Origin of the sequence: Sorangium sp. So ce185 (assembly GCF_051526825.1) — a bacterium.
GTDB classification, from domain to species: domain Bacteria; phylum Myxococcota_A; class Polyangia; order Polyangiales; family Polyangiaceae; genus Sorangium; species Sorangium cellulosum_D.
The window spans coordinates 8,914,420-8,929,948 of record NZ_CP150316.1 but is presented as its reverse complement, the minus strand read 5'-3'; the positions used below and the strand labels follow the sequence as shown (position 1 = coordinate 8,929,948).

Here is a 15,529-nt window from a genome sequence, read left to right as displayed (position 1 = left end):
GCCCGCCGGGCGATTGGCCGCGACAACCGTCCAGGTTCTGCTAGGTTGCGCGGCTTTCATGAATCCAGACTCATTGCACGACGCCTTGCCCGCGCCGCTCGCGGGCGCGCTCGCCCGCCGCGGCTTCACCTCCCTCACCCCCGTTCAACACGCCGTCCTCGCGCCCGAGCTCGCCGGGCGCGATCTCCGCATCTCGTCGCAGACCGGCTCCGGGAAGACCGTGGCCATCGGCCTCGCGCTCGCCCCCCGCCTCGAGCGCGCCCTCGCCGGGCGCGCGGCCGCGCCCGACGCCGCGGCCGCGCCCGACGCCGCTCCCCGGATCGCGGCGGCCCCGGCCGCGGTGATCATCGCCCCGACGCGCGAGCTCGCCGCGCAGATCGCCGGCGAGCTCGGCTGGCTCCTGTCGCCCCTCGGCGCGCGCGTCGCGTGCGTCACCGGCGGCACCAGCTTCGGCGCCGAGGCGCGCGCGCTGCGCCGCGACCCGCTCGTCATCGCCGGCACGCCCGGGCGCCTGCTCGACCACCTCGAGCGCGGGACCCTCGATCCGCGCGGCGTCCTCGACCTCGTGCTCGACGAGGCGGACCAGATGCTCGATCTCGGCTTCCGCGACGACCTCGAGGCGATCGTCGGCAAGATGCCCGAGGACCGCCGGACCCACCTCGTCTCGGCCACCTTCTCGCGCGAGGTCCGCGCGCTCGCCGACCGCTTCCAGCGCGATCCGGCGAGCGTCGAGGGCACGCGCCCCGGCGCGGCCAACGTCGACATCGCGCACGTCGCCCACCTCGTGCTGCCGGCGGAGCGCGACGCCGCGCTCGTCAACCTGCTGCTCCTCGCGCCCGGCGAGCGCACCCTCGTCTTCGTGCGCACGCGCGAGGGCGCCGCCGAGCTCGCCGACAAGCTCACCGCGCTCGGCCTGCCCGCGCGGGCCCTGAGCGGCGACCTCGAGCAGCGCGAGCGCACGCGCACGCTCGACGCGTTCCGCTCGGGCGCCGTCACCACCCTCGTCGCGACCGACGTGGCCGCGCGCGGCATCGACGTGCCCGAGGTCGGGCGCGTCATCCACGCCGACCCCCCGGGCGACCCCGAGGTCTTCACGCACCGGAGCGGCCGCACCGGGCGGGCGGGCCGCAAGGGGACGAGCGTGCTGCTCGTCACGCCGCCTTCGCGCGAGCACGCGCTGAGGCTGCTCCGGCGCGCGCGCGTCGAGGCCACGTTCCGGCCCGCCCCGTCGCCCGAGGACGTGCTGCGCGCCGCCGACGAGCGGCTCGCGGCCGAGCTCGCCGGGGCGCGCCGCGGCGGCGCGGCCGACGCGGCCGTCGAGGCGGCCGCGGAGGGGGCGAGCGAGGCGCCGGTCCCCGCGCCGGGCGCACGGGAGCCCCGTGAGGCGTTTTGCCCCGCGCCCGACGCGCGGCTCCAGCAGCTCGCGGCGCGGCTGCTCGCGGACATGGACGCGACCGAGCTCGTCGCGGCCCTGCTCGCGCGGGCGAAGCACACCGGCCCCTGCGCTCCGCAGCCGGTCACCCCCGTCGCGCCGCCGCGGTCCGAGCCCCCGCCGCGCGGCCGCCCCGCGGCGCCGCCGTGGTCCGGCGCGCCGTCGCGTGGCCGTTCCGCCGAGGCGCCCTGGTCCGGTGCGCCGGGGCGCGGCCGTTCCGCCGAGGCGCCCTGGTCCGGTGCGCCGCCGCGCGGCCGCCCCGCGCCCCGCCGCGGCGACGGCGAGCAGCCCCCGCGGCTCCCGTTCGTGCCCTTCCAGGTCAACTGGGGGGAGCGCCACGGCGCCGATCCCCGGCGCCTGCTCGCCCTCGTGTGCCGCCGCGGCGGCGTCTCGAGCCGTCAGATCGGCGCGATCCGGATCGGCTCCACCGCGTCGGTCGTCGAGGTGGCCTCCCCCGCCGCGCCCGATTTCGCGCGCGCGGTCAACCAGCCCGACGCGCGCGACGCGCGGATCCGGATCGTCCGTGCGAGCTCGATGCGCGTCGACTAGCCGCGTCGCCGAGCGTTTCGCCGAGCGCCTCCGGCGCGCGCCGCCGCGCCGCGATCGATCGCGCTCGCGCCCTGCGGCGACGATCGCCAGCAAGTGCAGGGGTTTCCTGATTTCTCGACGACCTCAGGTGATGTACAAAGGCCGGGTGAACCGACGCCCGAACAACAAGCCAGCCCTACGCCGTCTCGCGAGCCCGGTTGCGGCGCTCGCTGCATTGCTCGGCCTCGCCGTCGCCGGTTGCGGCGGCTCCCTGCCGCCGCCGAACGACCAGCTCGCCGAATCTCAGGCCGCCATCCGCGCGGCCGACGAGGTGGGCGCCGAGACCGACCCCCAGGCCACCCTCCACCTGAAGCTCGCCCGCGAGCAGCTCGAGAAGGCCAAGAAGCTGATCGAGGCCGAGGAGAACGAGTCCGCCCTGCGGCTCCTCGAGCGCGCCGAGGCCGACGCCGAGCTCGCGCTGGCCATCGCCAAGGCGCGCGCCACGCAGGCCCAGGCGCAGGAGGCGCTGAAGCAGGTCGAGAAGCTGCAAGAGGCGGGGGTCCAGTGAAGCGAGAGGTGAAGGAGATGGCTTCTTTCGTGAACAACGTGTCGTCGCGGGGCTGGTCCCTCGCGCTGTGCGCCGCGCTCGTCGCGGCCACGGGGTGCAGCGCGGCGATGCCGCCGAAGGAGCTCGTCGACGCCCGCACCAGCTACAAGCGCGCGGCCCAGGGCGCCGCGGCGAGCCTCGCGCCCGCCCAGCTCGACACCGCGAAGCAGGCGCTCTCCCGCGCCGAGGGCGCGTTCAACGAGGACCCCGAGGCCCAGCAGACGCGCGACCTCGCGTACATCGCCGATCGCAAGGCGCGCGAGGCCGAGGCGGCGGCGGCGCTGCAGCAGGCGCAGCGCGACAAGGCCGCGGCCGAGGAAGATTTCAAGGAGCTCTCGCAGCAGCAGCTCGCCACCGCGAAGGACGCGCTGCAGAGCGGCCAGCAGCAGATCGAGCGCGAGCGCCAGGCGCGCGCGCAGGCCGAGAGCGCGCGGCTCCAGGCCGAGAGCGCGCGGACCGAGGCCGAGAAGGCCCGGCAGGAGGCCGAGGCGGCGCGGCGGGAGGCCGAGCGCGTCGCGAACGCGGCGCTCGCGAGCCTCAAGGAGATCGCCGCGGTGAAGGAGGAGAAGCGCGGCGTGGTCATCACGCTCTCCGGCGCGGTGCTCTTCGCCTCGGGCAAGTCCGAGCTCCTCCCGATCGCCAAGGAGAAGCTCAACCAGGTCGCGACCACCCTGAAGGATCAGGGGTCGCCGCCGCTGCGGATCGAGGGGCACACCGACTCGACCGGCTCCGCCCAGGCGAACCGCAAGCTCTCGCTCGCGCGCGCCGACTCCGTGAAGGCCCACCTCGTCAGCGTGGGTCTGCCGGCCGACAAGATCGCGACCGTCGGCCACGGGCCGGATCGCCCGGTGGCGGACAACGCGAGCGCCGAGGGCCGCGCCAACAACCGGCGCGTCGAGATCATCGTCAATCCCACCTCGGCGCAGTGACGCCGCCGGGGGGGGCGCGCGGGGAGGCGGGGAGAGCATCCATCGACTCCTCCCGCCTCCCTGCCTCTCTCCGATCACCACCTCACGGCGAGCGACGGCGCGGCGCCGGTCATCCGGGGCTGCCCCCGTCGCCCCGGGGAGCGCGCTGCGCGAACGGCCTCATCACGGGCGTCCTCACGACGCGGGGCGCCGCCCCTCGCGCCGCCCCTCGCGCCGCCTCTCGCGCCGCCTCTCGCGCCGATCGAGGCCTCGACGGGGCGAGCGCGGGGCGCGCCGCGCCGGCCGCGATCTGCGCCTCGATCGCGTCGAACATCCCCGTGAGCTCCCGGTAGCACCGGTCGATCAACTGCAGCGCCTCGGTCCGCGTCTCCTGGTCGAGGGAGATGGCCTCGATGCGAGCGTCGGTGTCTTCCTCGAACACGTCGTGGGCCTTCTCCACGTCGAGGTGTGTCTGGGAGAAGTAGCGCAGGCGGCGCTGCTCGCCGATACGCTCCAGGTAGCGCGCGACGCGCTCGAAGAAGACGTGTCCCGCCGACTCCAGCGTCAGGAGCAGGGTGAGCCGGCACGCGTCGTGGCGCGCGCGGAGCGCCTCCGAGAGCAGCGTGAGGCTCGCGTTCCGCGCGGCGCGATGACGCTCGCCGAACAGCTCGGCCGCCGCGGGAGGCTCGAGGCCGAGCGCCGCCAGATCGCCGAGGAACCAGCGGTCGTGCCCCGCGTCTTCGAGGCGATGGCGGTGCACCATGGACTTGTATCCCGGCTCCGTCGCGCGCTCATCGCAGATGCGCAGGATGTCCTGAAATGTCATCACGAAGAATGTCAGACAGACCGGGAAAGGCGCGAGCCGCTCGAACGGCGGATCCGTCGCGAGGCGTGCAAAGAAGGGGTGGTCGCTGAACTGCTCCTGATGGCGCACAATGTGCTGCTGAACGATTTTCATGGGCTGGCTTTCTCCGAGAGCCCGTAAGAATGCAAAACACATACCGAAAACGGAACGTCCGGTGCGTCGCCAGCTGCTTTGAGGAGCGCTGAGGGGCCCTGCGGCCGTCGGCCGAGGTGGTTCTGGGTGGGCGTGGGCGACGCGCAGGACGCAAGACACGGAGGAATCGGTGCACAAGCTCGATCGACGTACGTTTCTGGATCTCCTGGGGCTGAGCGGGCTCGGTCTGGCCCTGGGCCCGGGCTGCGTGCTGGGCGATGCGGGGCGCGGGCCTGAGGAGGACGGTGAGGCGCTGTCGGACGGATTGCGCGCGGGGCCGGCGCTCTCGCTCCGGACCCGGCTCACCGTGGATTACGGTGTTCCGTTTCCGCTCGTCAGCGCCGGCATGGCGTTCGTCAGCCTTCCTCCGCTGGTCGCGGCGGTCTCGAACGCGGGTGGGATCGGCGTGCTGGGGTCGGCGACCGAGCCGCCTTCCGTCGTCGAGGCGCGGATCCGGGCGACCAAGGCGCTCACGGCGGGCGTGTTCGGCGTGGATTTCATCGTCGCGACCGGGCCCGCGGGCGCGTTCGTCACGCGGGATCACATCGATGTCTGCGTCGCCGAGGCGGTGCGGCTCGTGGTCTTCCACTGGAACGCGCCGGAGGTCGCCTGGGTCGACGCGCTCCACGCGGCGGGCGCGAAGGTCTGGGTCCAGGTGGGCTCGGTCGCGGCCGCTCGCGACGCCGTCGCGGTCGGCGCCGACGGGATCATCGCGCAGGGGTCGCAGGCCGGCGGGCACGCGCGGGCCACGGTGAAGACGAAGCCCCTCGTCGATGCCATCCGCAGGGACGTGAAGCCGGCGCTGCTCCTCGCGGCGGGCGGGATCGCGGACGGGGCCGGCGTCGTGCGGGCGCTGCGGGACGGCGCCGACGGCGTTGTCGTCGGCACGCGGCTGGTGGCCTCCACGGAGGCCTACGCCCATCCCGACTACAAGGCTCGCCTCGTCGCGGCGGGCGCCGGGGCCACGGCGGTACAGACCTTCTTCGGCCCGGAGTGGCCGGGCCAGCGCCAGCGCGTCCTGCGGAATCGCGTCGTGCGGCAGTGGGCCGGGAGAGAGCCGCGGATCCCGGATCCGCCGCCCCCGCCGGCCACGATCGGCACCACGGTGCTGTTTCCCGGGGTCCTGGACGTCCCGTACGAGATGCCGAAATTCAGCGCGTTCGTGCCCACGCCGGACACGGTGGGCGACCTCGAGGAGATGGATATGCCCGCCGGCTCGGAGAGCGTCCTGTCCATCGCCAGCGTCAAGCCAGCAGCCGAGATCGTGGCGGAGATGATGACCGAGGCGCAGGCCATCCTCGACGTGCGCCCGACCGGCGTGCTCGACGCCGGCGTGCTCGGCGCCGCGCCGTCGGGAGGCGACGCGGACGATGACGACTGATCGTGCGTTGGACGACTGACGGGCAGCAAAGCGGCCCGGCCGGAGCGCCGTGCGGGCTCGGGCGCAGGCCTTCTCGATTGTGCCGGGGGCGCCCGCGGTGATAAGGCACGGCGCGTGATCGGACGTTTTTTCCGCGGGATCTGGCAGGAGTACGTCATCGACCTGCGCGATCGGCTCGACGCCGAGGCGGCGCTCCACCGGGCCGAGACCCCCGCGGGCGAGGTCACCCGCCGCATGGTGAGCGTGTTTCTCACCGTGATCGGCGTGCTCATCTTCGTCCGGTTCGCCGGCAACGAGAACGACACGCGCTGGATGGTGGATGGCCTGCGCGCCGTCGGCCTCGAGGACGCCGCGGCGCGGCTCCACGACGCGCTGAACACCTCCCCGGACCGCCGCTTTCACCAGCGGATCGTCTGGGCGGTCGGCCGCCTCACTGGTTACCTGCTCCCGACCCTCCTCGTCGCGCGCTTCGTGCTGGGCGTGCCGATCCGGACCCTCGGCCTGCGCGTCCGCGGGACGGCGCGGCACATGTCCATCTATGCCTTGTTCTTCGCGGTCATGGCGCCGGTCCTCTACGTCGCGTCGCTCTCGCCCGCGTTCCAGGCGAAGTACCCCTATTACAAGCTCGCGCGCGGCGAGGACCTCTGGCCGTGGTTCTGGGCGTGGGAGGCCCTTTATGCCGCGCAGTTCGTCGCGCTCGAGTTCTTCTACCGCGGCTTCTTCATCCACGGCGTCCGCCGCGCGCTCGGCTATTCCTCGATCTTCGCCATGATGGTGCCTTATGCGATGATCCACTTCGGCAAGCCGCTGCCCGAGGCGCTCGGCTCGGTGCTCGCCGGGTTCATCCTCGGCACCGTGAGCCTGAAGAGCGACTCCATCTGGGGCGGCTGCGCGATCCACGTCGCCGTCGCGACGTCGATGGACCTGCTCTCCCTGTGGCATCAAGGGCTTCTATGACCCCGCGCGCGCCTCGATTCGCCTCCGAGGCGGCGCCGCGTCGAGCGCGGCTCGTGCGGCTCGATCGGGATGGAGCGCTCGACTCCGAGGCCGGCGAGGCCTGTTCCCCGCTCACCCGCGCCGCGTGACGAGGCTGCCCGGCGTCCGGCCACGCGGTGCTCACTTCGGCCGCTCACCGCGGCTGGCGGCCTGCGCGACCGAGCCAGCGCCGTCCAGCAGCACCGTTTATTTACGGAAAGAAAAATTTGAACATGCGCCGGGGACGGGCAATTGTTAAGGACCATGACAAAGTCGCCCCTCCTTGCCCTCGTCGTCGCCGCCGCGGCTTCCCTCGTGCAACTTGGCTGTGCCGTCCTCCCGGAGGATACGGCCGAGGAGCCGGTCGACGCGGACGAGCAGGCCGCGATCATGGGGAATGGGCTGACGTTCAACGGGCTCACGTTCAACGGGCTGACGTACAACGGTCTGACCTCCAACGCCCTGACGTACAACGGTCTGACCTTCAACGGGTCTGTCATGGCTGCGCTCTCGGATCCGCTGGGCCGCCAGCAGCTGTCCACCATCGTGGGCTGCGCGCTCCCCAAGGGGCAGGCCATCCGCCTGAACATCCAGGGCGTCGACTACGCCTTCGAGGGCTCGACGGGCCTCGCGCCCGAGTGGGGCAAGCCCGGCGGCGCGTGCGGCGAGAGCTGCAAGTCCTGGGTGTCCGCGTGCGTCATCTCCCGGGTCAACTACCTCGGCGAGACCGTCCGGATCTCGATCCGGGGGAAGGACAAGGCGCTCGCCAGCACGAGGGAGGAGCGCGAGGGATACACCAAGCGCGAGGGCGCCTATTTCGGAGACATCTTCGCGACCCCCCAGAAGCTCCACGCCTGCGTCGCGCCCGGCGCGTCGCAGATCCCGCGGGTGTGCGGGCCGTCCATCCGGGCCTGCTCCCCCATCGAGGTGCTCGGGGAGTGCGATGACGTCTGCGGCAGCGAGCTCAGCGACGGCGCTTACGACAAGTGCAGGGATCCCTCCGGCAAGATGCAGCAGGCCGCCGTGACGGTGTTCCTGGCCCCTTAGACCCGCTCACGTTTCGCGCGGCCGGCGGGCCTCGCCTCCCTCGGGGGCCGCCGCCGGGCAGAGCGCGAGATGAGCCCGGGCGGCGCGGAGCTCGCTCAGCGATCCCGCGAGAGCTGCGGCTCGGTCTCTTTGACGCTCTCGCAGGAACGGAGGCGCTCGCACCACGCGCGCAGGCGCGGGTGGGGCTCGAAGAGCGACGCCTCCGGGGTCAGCTGGAGATAGCGCACGATCGGCAGGACCATGATGTCCGCCAGCGTCAGCCGGTCGCCCGCCAGGAACTGCCGGTCTCCGAGGAAGCGATCGAGCTCGGAGAGGCTCGTCCGCACGACCGGGACCGCCGCCTGCACGACGGCCTCGTCCGGCGCGAGGCCGCGCGCCGCCGCGAACAGCCGCTGGCCCACGATGCCGGGGCCCGCGGCCCTCCAGAAATACCAGTCGACGATGCCGATCGCCTGGTTCATCCGCGCCGCGTCGCGCGGGTCGCTCGGCTGGAGCGGCGGGGAGGGGACCACCTGATCGAGATACCGGAGGATCGCCTGCGTCTCGTACACCCTGAAGCCGTCGTGCTCGAGCACGGGCACCTTCGCGAACGGATGCCGCTCCCGGTGCGGCGGCAATAGGTGCGCGCCGAAGGCGACCTCGACGAGCTCATAGGGGATCTTCTTCTCGACCAGCGCGATCTCCGCGCTCCAGGTGTAGGTCGAGCCAGGGGTGCCATAGACGATCATGCGCGACATGACGGCTCCTTTGACGAGAGGCTGGGGCGCAGACGCGCGGCGCGAGCAGGCATGGAGCGCCCCCTCGCCGCGCCTCCGGCGGTTCGCGCCAGCGCGCGGCCGAACCCCGCGCGCCGTATCGCGTAAGCCAATACTTACCGGTTCGAGGGGTCCGGTCAAGCGGAAGATCGTTCTTGCGGCTGCCTCTGCGCCTGCGCATGCTGGCTCCATGGATCCGGTCGGTGCGGTGCTGGCGGCACTCGCAGATCCGACGCGCCGGCAGATTCTCGAGCGGGTGCGCGCACAGCCGCTCTCCGTGGGAGACATCGCCAAGACGGTGAGCGTGAGCCGCCCCGCGGTGTCGCAGCACCTCCGCGTGCTGGAGGACGCCGGGCTGCTCCGGTGCCACAAGCGCGGTCGCCACAACTTCTACGAGGTCGACCGCGAGGGGCTCAGCGCGCTGCGGGCGTATGTCGAGAGCTTCTGGGACGATGTCCTCGGCGCCTTCCACGCCGCGGCCGTCGAGGAAGCGGAGCGCAAGAAGCGGCATTGAGGGCGGCGCTCCGGGCCCTCGGCCGCGGGCCGCCCGGGCCGGTCAGGCCAGGGTCCTGCCGCCGTTCACGGAGAGCTTCTGGCCCGTGATGAACCTGGCGGCGTCGGACGCGAGGAAGACCACGGCGTCGCCGATCTCGTCCGGCGTGCCCAGGCGCCGGAGCGGGTTGCCCGCCGCGTAGCCCTCCATGGTCGCCTGGCTCGCGCCCTCGCTGAGGTGGCGCTCGACCGGGACCCAGCCGGGCGCCACCAGGTTGACGGTGATCCCGTGCGGACCGAGCTCCACCGCCCACGAGCGCGTGAGGCCGAGCTGCGCGCCCTTGGCCGAGACGTAGTTGGAGAACGCGGGGACGCCCTGCTCGAAGACCTCGGACCCGATCTGGATGATGCGGCCCGCGCGGCGCTCCTTCATCCCGGGGACCACCGCCCGCGCGAGGAGGACCGGGCTCTTCACGAAGAACTCGAGCTGATCGAGGCAGTGCTGCCACGTCAGCTCGTCGATGGTCACGTGCGGCTGCGGGCCCGTCGCGTTCAGCACGAGCACCTCGATCGGGCCGAGGCGCGCCTGCACCTCGTCCACGAGGCGGGGGACCTCCCGCTCGTCGCGCACGTCGGCCTGGAACGCCTCGGCCTCGCCGCCGCCCCGGCGGATGTCCTCGACCACGCGCTCCGCCCCGTCGCGGCCGGCGAAGTAGTTCACCGCCACCCGCGCCCCGGCGGCCGCGAGCCGGCGGGCGATGGCCGCCCCGAGGCCGCGGGAAGCGCCGGTGATCAGGGCTACTCGTTTCGATAGATCGTGCACCATTCAGGCCTCTCCAGGGGATGCGTGACCGCGGATCGCCCGGCGCCGCGAAGGAGATCGGCCGCGCAAGCGCGCCTCCGGGAGCCTCCCTCCCGCGCGGAGCCGCTCGCCGCGCGCAGTGGGCCAGGATCGGTCGCCGCAGGTGGTATCGACTGGGGTCCAGCAATACAAGATTTTTCCGTCACCCTGTCGTGCTGCTGCGTCGCAATGTGAATCTTCTCACCGTAGAAGTGAAGTTTTTCAACGCAATGCGCTACTGATCGACCTCTGAGCATCGTACGCTGGGACACATGAAACCACGAACGATGCGACAAGCCCTGCGCCCTCTCGTGATGCTCGCCATGGGGCCGGTGTTCTGTGCGGCCGTGGGGATCACGCTGATCCATGCCTGGCTCGACGTGCGGCGCCGGCCGCGCGAGCGGCGTCGACTCGGCCGCGCTGCGGTGCGGCATCGCCTCCAGCGGCCGCGGGAGCATGCGGGCTGCGATTGACACGGCGCTTCGTCGGCACGACCGCGGTCCGGCTCAGCGCACGAGGAGGAGCCAGAGGAGCGCCGCGGCGGTCGAGGCCAGGGTCACCGGGACACCGACCTTGGCGTAGGAGCGAAAGCCGATCTCGCGCTCGGCGCCCACGGTCTCCACGACGATGATGTTCGCCACCGAGCCGAGCAGGGTGAGGTTGCCGGCGAGGGTGGACACGACGGCGGTCGCGATCCAGGCGAGGTGCGGATCGGGCTGGCTGCGGATGTACGACTCCGCGAGCAGGATGAAGGGGACGTTGGAGACGATCTGGCACCCGACGAGCATCGCGATGCCCAGCCCGAGCACGCCCATCGTCGGCCCCGCGGGGAGGTAGGGGCTCGCGGCGCGCAGCGCCTGCTCGGGCATGCCGGTCTTCTGGAGGCCCGCCACGACGATGAAGAGGGCGCCGAAGAACACGAGCACGGTCCACGAGACCCGGTCGAACAGGCCGGTCGCGTCCCGCCGGTGCAGGAGGATCGCCGCGGTCGCCCCGCCGATCGCCGCCCACGCCAGGTTCGCGCCCAGCACGAACAGCACCGACACGACCGCGATGCACGCGAGCGGCACGAGGGCGCTCGGCCGGGCGTCCCCCGCCGGCGTGGGCGCCGCGGATGCGGATGCGGGGGCGGGCGTCGCGGATGCGGGGGCGGGCGTCGCGGATGCGGGGGCCTGCACCGCGATGCGGCGCCGGAGCAGGAGGTGCAGCGTCACGGCCGTGACGGCGAGCCCGATCAGCGCGGCCGGGCCGGCCTCCAGCAGGTACGCGCGGTACGAGATGCCGGACAGGTGACCCACGAGCATGTTCTGCGGGTTGCCGGCGAGCGTGAGCGCGCTGCCGGCGTTGGCGCCCATCGCGAGCGCGAGCAGGTACGGCACCCGATCGAGCCCCGCGCGCCGTGCGGTCCGGTCGACGAGCGGCGCCAGCATCACGCACACCGAGTCGTTCAGCAGCACCGCGGAGGCGAGCCCGGCGCCCAGCGTGACCAGGTAGAGCAGGCGGACCGGCGAGAGGTTTCGCCGCGCGACCCACGCGGCGGCGCGCTCGAACACCCCCGCCAGGTCGAGCGACGCCGAGAGCAGCATCATGCCGAGCAGCAGGCCGATGGTGTTCGGCTCGACCGCCGAGAACGCCTCATGCGGCGTCAGGCCGGCGCCGGGCTCGATGGCGCTCAGGAAGACCATGGCGCACGCGCCCGCGAGCGCGCCGGCCGGGCGCCCGATGGGCAAGATCGACAGGCGCCGCGCGGCGATGAGGATGTACGTCGCGGCGAATACGAGCAGGACGGACCACACGGCGCGGCATCAGAGCGGCCGGACGCGCGCGTGTCAAACGGAGCGGCGCGGGCCGCGCTCGCCGCCGGCCTGCATTCCGGCTAAGCAGCGGTGGCCGCGGAGCGGCGCGCGGGCGGGGCGCTCTCCCGGGCTCCGTGGCAACGCCAAGGCATGAGCAGACAGCTCTCGACCCCCACCGCGATCCTCCTCGGCAGCGCCATGATCGCCGCCGCGGTCTACCTCGGCCTGCGCCACGGCCCGGCCGCCGTCGCCCCGGATCCGCGCGCCGCCGCGGGCGACGCCTCGCACCGGGGCGAGCCGGCGCCGCCCGCCGGGGCGGCGGAGCGCGCGTCGGGAGAGCGCGCGGCGGCGGCGCAGCGCGCGCCGGCCGTGCCGCGCGAGGAGGTCGCGAGGCAGGCCGCGCGGGCGCTCGAGGCGCGCCGCCCGGCGCTGGTCGAGCGCTGCTACAAGCCGGCGATCGCGGCGCGGCCGGCGCCGCGCGAGGTGAAGTACGTCTTCAATTTGACGTTCGACGCCCAGGGCCGGCAGATCGCGCGCGGCATCATCGAGGACCGCGAGGCGTCGCGCCCCGACGTGACGGCCTGCCTGGCCACCGCGCTCCCGCCGGTGGCGGTCGAGCCGCCCGGCGCGAGCGTGCGCGTGGACGTCCCGTTCTCGCTGCCGTGACGGGGGCCGGGCCCGCCGGGGCAGGGGGCCGCGCGCGTCGCCCTTGACGCACCCGCCTGAACGCCCGATGCCGGAGCGGTGACGCCCGACCAAGCCTTGAAGGAAGCGACCAGCGGCGCGCTTCGCCCGGTCTACCTCGTGATGGGGGAGGAGCGCTGGCTGGTCGATCGCGTGGTGAGCGCGATCCGGGAAGCGGCGGCCAAGGGGGGCATCGCCGGGTTCAACGAGGACAAGTTCACCGCGGGGGACGCGCCCGTCGAGTCGATCCTCGGCGCCGCGCGGATGCTCCCGATGATGGCCCCGCGCCGGTTCGTGCTCGTCCGCGGCGTCGAGCGCTGGGAGAAGAAGGACGACGCCGACGGCGACGACGGGGACGACGAGCGCGGCGGTGCGGGAGGTGCGGGAGGCAAACGGAGCGCGTCGAAGCAGGCGAGCCCGCTCGACGCGCTCGCCGAGTACGCCAAGGCGCCGTCGCCGAGCGCGGTCCTCGTGCTCGTGGCGGCGAAGCTCCACGGCCAGCGCCGCCTCGTCACGTCGGCGAAGAAGGGCGACTTCCTCGTCTCGTGCGAGCCCTTGAACCGCCGCGCCCTGCCCGGCTTCATCACGTCGATGGCCCGCGAGAAGGGCAACCCGATCTCGAGCGACGTGGCCGACCAGCTCGCCGAGCTCGCCGGGCCGGAGCTCGGCTACGTCGTGGACGCGATCGAGCGGCTCTCGCTGTACGTCGGGCCGAAGCAGCCGATCACCGAGGACGCGATCGCGCAGGTGGTCATCCGGGTCCGGCAGAGCACGGTCTGGGAGCTCATCGACGCGCTCGGGCGGCGCCGGCTCGATCGCGCGCTCGCGGCGCTCGCGGACGCGTACGACCCGCGCGACGGGGGGCTGCGCCTGCTCGGCGCGGTGTCGTGGTCGGTCCGCCAGATGGTGAAGTTCGAGTCGGCGCTCGCCGGGGGCGCGAGCCAGGCCGAGGCGGCCCAGCGCGCGGGCGTGGCCCCCTACAAGGTGAACGATGTGGCGCAGACCATCCGCCAGCTCCCGAAGGGCGCCCTCGGCGGCTGGATGCGCCTGCTCGCCGAGGCCGACCTGGCGCTGAAGAGCAGCCGCCGCCCGGCGCAGGCGGTGCTGGAGACGATGCTGATCGAGATGTGCGCGCGCTGAGCGGGGGCCGCGGCGGAGGAGAGCAATCCCACGCTCGGCCTATACAAGTACGATCCCCGCGGCGAGCTGCTCTGGAGGAAACTGCTCGGCGCCAACACAGTGATCGCCATGGCGACCGATCACGCCGGTAACGTCGCCTACGCCACCACGAACATCACCAGCGGAGACTACGATTCCATCGAGCTGCTCGACGGTGAGGGTCGGAGGATCTGGAGCCGGACGTTGGACCATGACCGCGGCTCGATCCACGCCCTGGCCTTCACCGCGTCCGGCGTGCTGATGGTGGCGGGCCGGCTCAGCGGCACGATCGACCTCTGGGGCGGGATCGTGAGCCCTACCCGTGACCCGATGGGGTTCCTGGCTGCGATCGAGCTCGGTTCTGTTCGGATTCGTTGATCTCCCGCCTCTTCAGATCACCTGCACCCGCGCTGCTTGTCGCCGTCCTCGGCGAAGCGGCTCGTGTGGCCCGCCGGTGGCGCCGGTCGGCTCCGCTCCCAGACCGGCGTCGGGGCCGCATGATCCTCCCGCGGAGCACGCCCGAGTCCGCGCGGAGGTCCAGATGAACCCGAAGAGGCTAGCTCTCCTGTCTCTCGCGACCTTGGCTTTCTGCTGGAGCTTCCCCGCTCTTCCCCGCGAGGCGGCGGCACGGCACGCCAGCGTCGTCCCCACGCTGTCCTGGAGCGAGCTCCTGTCCTCCAGGGGAGGGGGCACGCTCGCGATCACGACGATCGGCGGGGATGATGTGCTTGTGGCCGGCACGTTCGCCGGCTCCCTCGTGATCGGCGGCGAGCGCTTCACCGCCCGGGGCGCGTCGGACTTCTGGCTCTCCAGGATGGATGCGCGCGGCCGCCACCTCTGGACGAAGCAGTTCAGCGCCAAAGGACAGCTCTCCTCGATAGAGGCGGGCGGCGACCACCTCGTCCTGGCCGGCACGTCGGACGGCGGTGTCGACTTCGGCGGCGGCGCGCTGGCCGCAGGCGCCTTCCTCGCCAAGCTCGACGGCGCCGGCAACCATGTCTGGAGCAAGGTCATCCCGGGGGCGTACAGCGTGCCCCGCGTGCGTGTCGGCGGCGAGGGTGACGTCGTGGTGCTGCTCGTGACCGATGGGCCGGTCGATCTCGGGGCCGGTCCGATCGACTACGCCTCCTCCGAGCTCGTGACGAAGCTCGACCCGCGCGGCCGCCACGTCTGGAGCAAAACCTACGATCGCTCGCTGACCGTGAGGGACATCGCGGTCACCCGCGACGGCGACGTGATCGCCGGCGGGCGCCTGCCACGCTCTTTCGACTTCGGCGGTGGTCCGGTCGTGGGATCGGGCAACAGCGACGGGTTCCTCGTCCGCTACGATCCCGAGGGGCGACACCGCTGGAGCTTGCGCTTTGGCTCCGCCCACGACGTCCAGTATGCTCGCACGCTGGCCGTGGACGACGCCGGGAACCTCTTCGTCGCGCAGATGGAGGCTGCCGCTGAGGACGGGCTCGGGCTGAGCAAATACGATCCCCACGGCAAGTTGCTCTGGACGAGGCTGCTCGGAATCAACACCGTGAAGGCGATGGTCGCCGATCACGCCGGTAATCTCGCCTATTCCACCGTCAATCAGCTGACCTCCGACGATGTCCTCGAGTTGCTCGATGGGGATGGACGCCCGATCTCGAGCCGGACGTTGCGCGATGAGATCGGCTCGATCTCCGGCTTGGTGGTCACCGCGTCCGGCGCGCTGCTGGTCGCGGGCGCGATCGACGCCCAGAACGACAGGATCGACCTCTGGGGCCCCATCGTGAACCCTACCCGTGAAGGGACGTGGTTCATCGCTGCGCTCGCGCTCGTTCCTGTGCCGGCTCCTGCCTCGACCGGTAGGTGAAAGCCGCCCTGCGCGCCGTGGGCGAGCTCGACCTCTGGCCGTCGGCCAGAGGTCGAGCTGCCACTCGCCCCGCGGGCTGTGGCGT

General features: G+C 72.8%; 15 protein-coding genes. 11 read left to right on the top strand and 4 right to left on the bottom strand.

Going from position 1 to position 15,529, the window contains the following annotated elements; genetic code table 11:
• The first annotated feature begins 58 nt into the window (after positions 1-58).
• From WMF26_RS32700 to WMF26_RS32690, 3 genes are all read left to right on the top strand, one after another.
• On the top strand, positions 59-1,981 hold the full coding sequence (locus WMF26_RS32700; protein ID WP_437995919.1) for a DEAD/DEAH box helicase: 1,923 nt from the start codon (positions 59-61) through the stop codon (positions 1,979-1,981).
• Between the two features lie 145 nt (positions 1,982-2,126).
• Positions 2,127-2,528 carry a DUF4398 domain-containing protein gene (locus WMF26_RS32695; RefSeq protein WP_437995918.1) on the top strand — a complete coding sequence of 134 codons (402 nt, stop codon included), beginning with the start codon at positions 2,127-2,129 and terminating at the stop codon, positions 2,526-2,528.
• 17 nt (positions 2,529-2,545) lie between these two features.
• The gene (locus WMF26_RS32690) at positions 2,546-3,496 is read left to right on the top strand and encodes an OmpA family protein (RefSeq protein WP_437995917.1); all 951 of its coding nucleotides are present in this window, start codon (positions 2,546-2,548) and stop codon (positions 3,494-3,496) included.
• Between the two features lie 109 nt (positions 3,497-3,605).
• Here the strand turns inward: WMF26_RS32690 and WMF26_RS32685 are convergent, their stop codons facing one another.
• Positions 3,606-4,433 (bottom strand): hypothetical protein, encoded by an 828-nt coding sequence (locus WMF26_RS32685; RefSeq protein ID WP_437995916.1) that lies wholly within the window; start codon positions 4,431-4,433, stop codon positions 3,606-3,608.
• A gap of 169 nt (positions 4,434-4,602) precedes the next feature.
• Between WMF26_RS32685 and WMF26_RS32680 the strand changes: the two genes are divergently transcribed.
• The 3 genes from WMF26_RS32680 (at position 4,603) to WMF26_RS32670 (ending at position 7,875) form a co-directional block, all read left to right on the top strand.
• Positions 4,603-5,853, top strand: coding sequence for an NAD(P)H-dependent flavin oxidoreductase (locus WMF26_RS32680; RefSeq protein ID WP_437995915.1), 1,251 nt, complete (start codon positions 4,603-4,605; stop codon positions 5,851-5,853).
• Between the two features lie 114 nt (positions 5,854-5,967).
• Positions 5,968-6,810: a CPBP family glutamic-type intramembrane protease gene (locus WMF26_RS32675; protein ID WP_437995914.1), complete on the top strand. Its 843-nt coding sequence runs from the start codon at positions 5,968-5,970 to the stop codon at positions 6,808-6,810.
• 282 nt (positions 6,811-7,092) lie between these two features.
• A complete protein-coding gene (locus tag WMF26_RS32670) occupies positions 7,093-7,875 on the top strand; it encodes a hypothetical protein (protein WP_437995913.1) in 783 nt (260 codons plus the stop codon).
• 95 nt (positions 7,876-7,970) lie between these two features.
• Here the strand turns inward: WMF26_RS32670 and WMF26_RS32665 are convergent, their stop codons facing one another.
• Entirely contained in the window at positions 7,971-8,612 is a 642-nt protein-coding gene (locus tag WMF26_RS32665; RefSeq protein WP_437995912.1) for a glutathione S-transferase family protein, read from the bottom strand.
• On the opposite strand from WMF26_RS32665, the gene WMF26_RS32660 reads away from it, so the two are divergent.
• Positions 8,602-9,144, top strand: a complete 543-nt coding sequence (locus WMF26_RS32660) for an ArsR/SmtB family transcription factor (protein ID WP_437995911.1) — start codon at positions 8,602-8,604, stop codon at positions 9,142-9,144. The two genes, WMF26_RS32665 and WMF26_RS32660, sit on opposite strands and share 11 nt — an antisense overlap.
• 42 nt (positions 9,145-9,186) lie before the next feature.
• Here WMF26_RS32660 and WMF26_RS32655 read toward each other — a convergent pair whose 3' ends face one another.
• Both WMF26_RS32655 and WMF26_RS32650 read right to left on the bottom strand, forming a co-directional pair.
• Complete coding sequence (locus tag WMF26_RS32655; protein ID WP_437995910.1) at positions 9,187-9,948, bottom strand: SDR family oxidoreductase; 762 nt, start codon at positions 9,946-9,948, stop codon at positions 9,187-9,189.
• 521 nt (positions 9,949-10,469) lie between these two features.
• A complete protein-coding gene (locus WMF26_RS32650) occupies positions 10,470-11,759 on the bottom strand; it encodes an SLC13 family permease (protein ID WP_437995909.1) in 1,290 nt (429 codons plus the stop codon).
• A gap of 150 nt (positions 11,760-11,909) precedes the next feature.
• Between WMF26_RS32650 and WMF26_RS32645 the strand changes: the two genes are divergently transcribed.
• From WMF26_RS32645 to WMF26_RS32630, 4 genes are all read left to right on the top strand, one after another.
• On the top strand, positions 11,910-12,425 hold the full coding sequence (locus WMF26_RS32645; protein ID WP_437995908.1) for a hypothetical protein: 516 nt from the start codon (positions 11,910-11,912) through the stop codon (positions 12,423-12,425).
• Positions 12,426-12,521: 96 nt separating this feature from the next.
• The gene (gene holA / locus WMF26_RS32640) at positions 12,522-13,583 is read left to right on the top strand and encodes a DNA polymerase III subunit delta (RefSeq protein ID WP_437995907.1); all 1,062 of its coding nucleotides are present in this window, start codon (positions 12,522-12,524) and stop codon (positions 13,581-13,583) included.
• Between the two features lie 108 nt (positions 13,584-13,691).
• On the top strand, positions 13,692-13,979 hold the full coding sequence (locus WMF26_RS32635) for a hypothetical protein (protein WP_437995906.1): 288 nt from the start codon (positions 13,692-13,694) through the stop codon (positions 13,977-13,979).
• Positions 13,980-14,142: 163 nt separating this feature from the next.
• Positions 14,143-15,444: a hypothetical protein gene (locus tag WMF26_RS32630; protein WP_437995905.1), complete on the top strand. Its 1,302-nt coding sequence runs from the start codon at positions 14,143-14,145 to the stop codon at positions 15,442-15,444.
• Positions 15,445-15,529 lie beyond the last annotated feature (85 nt).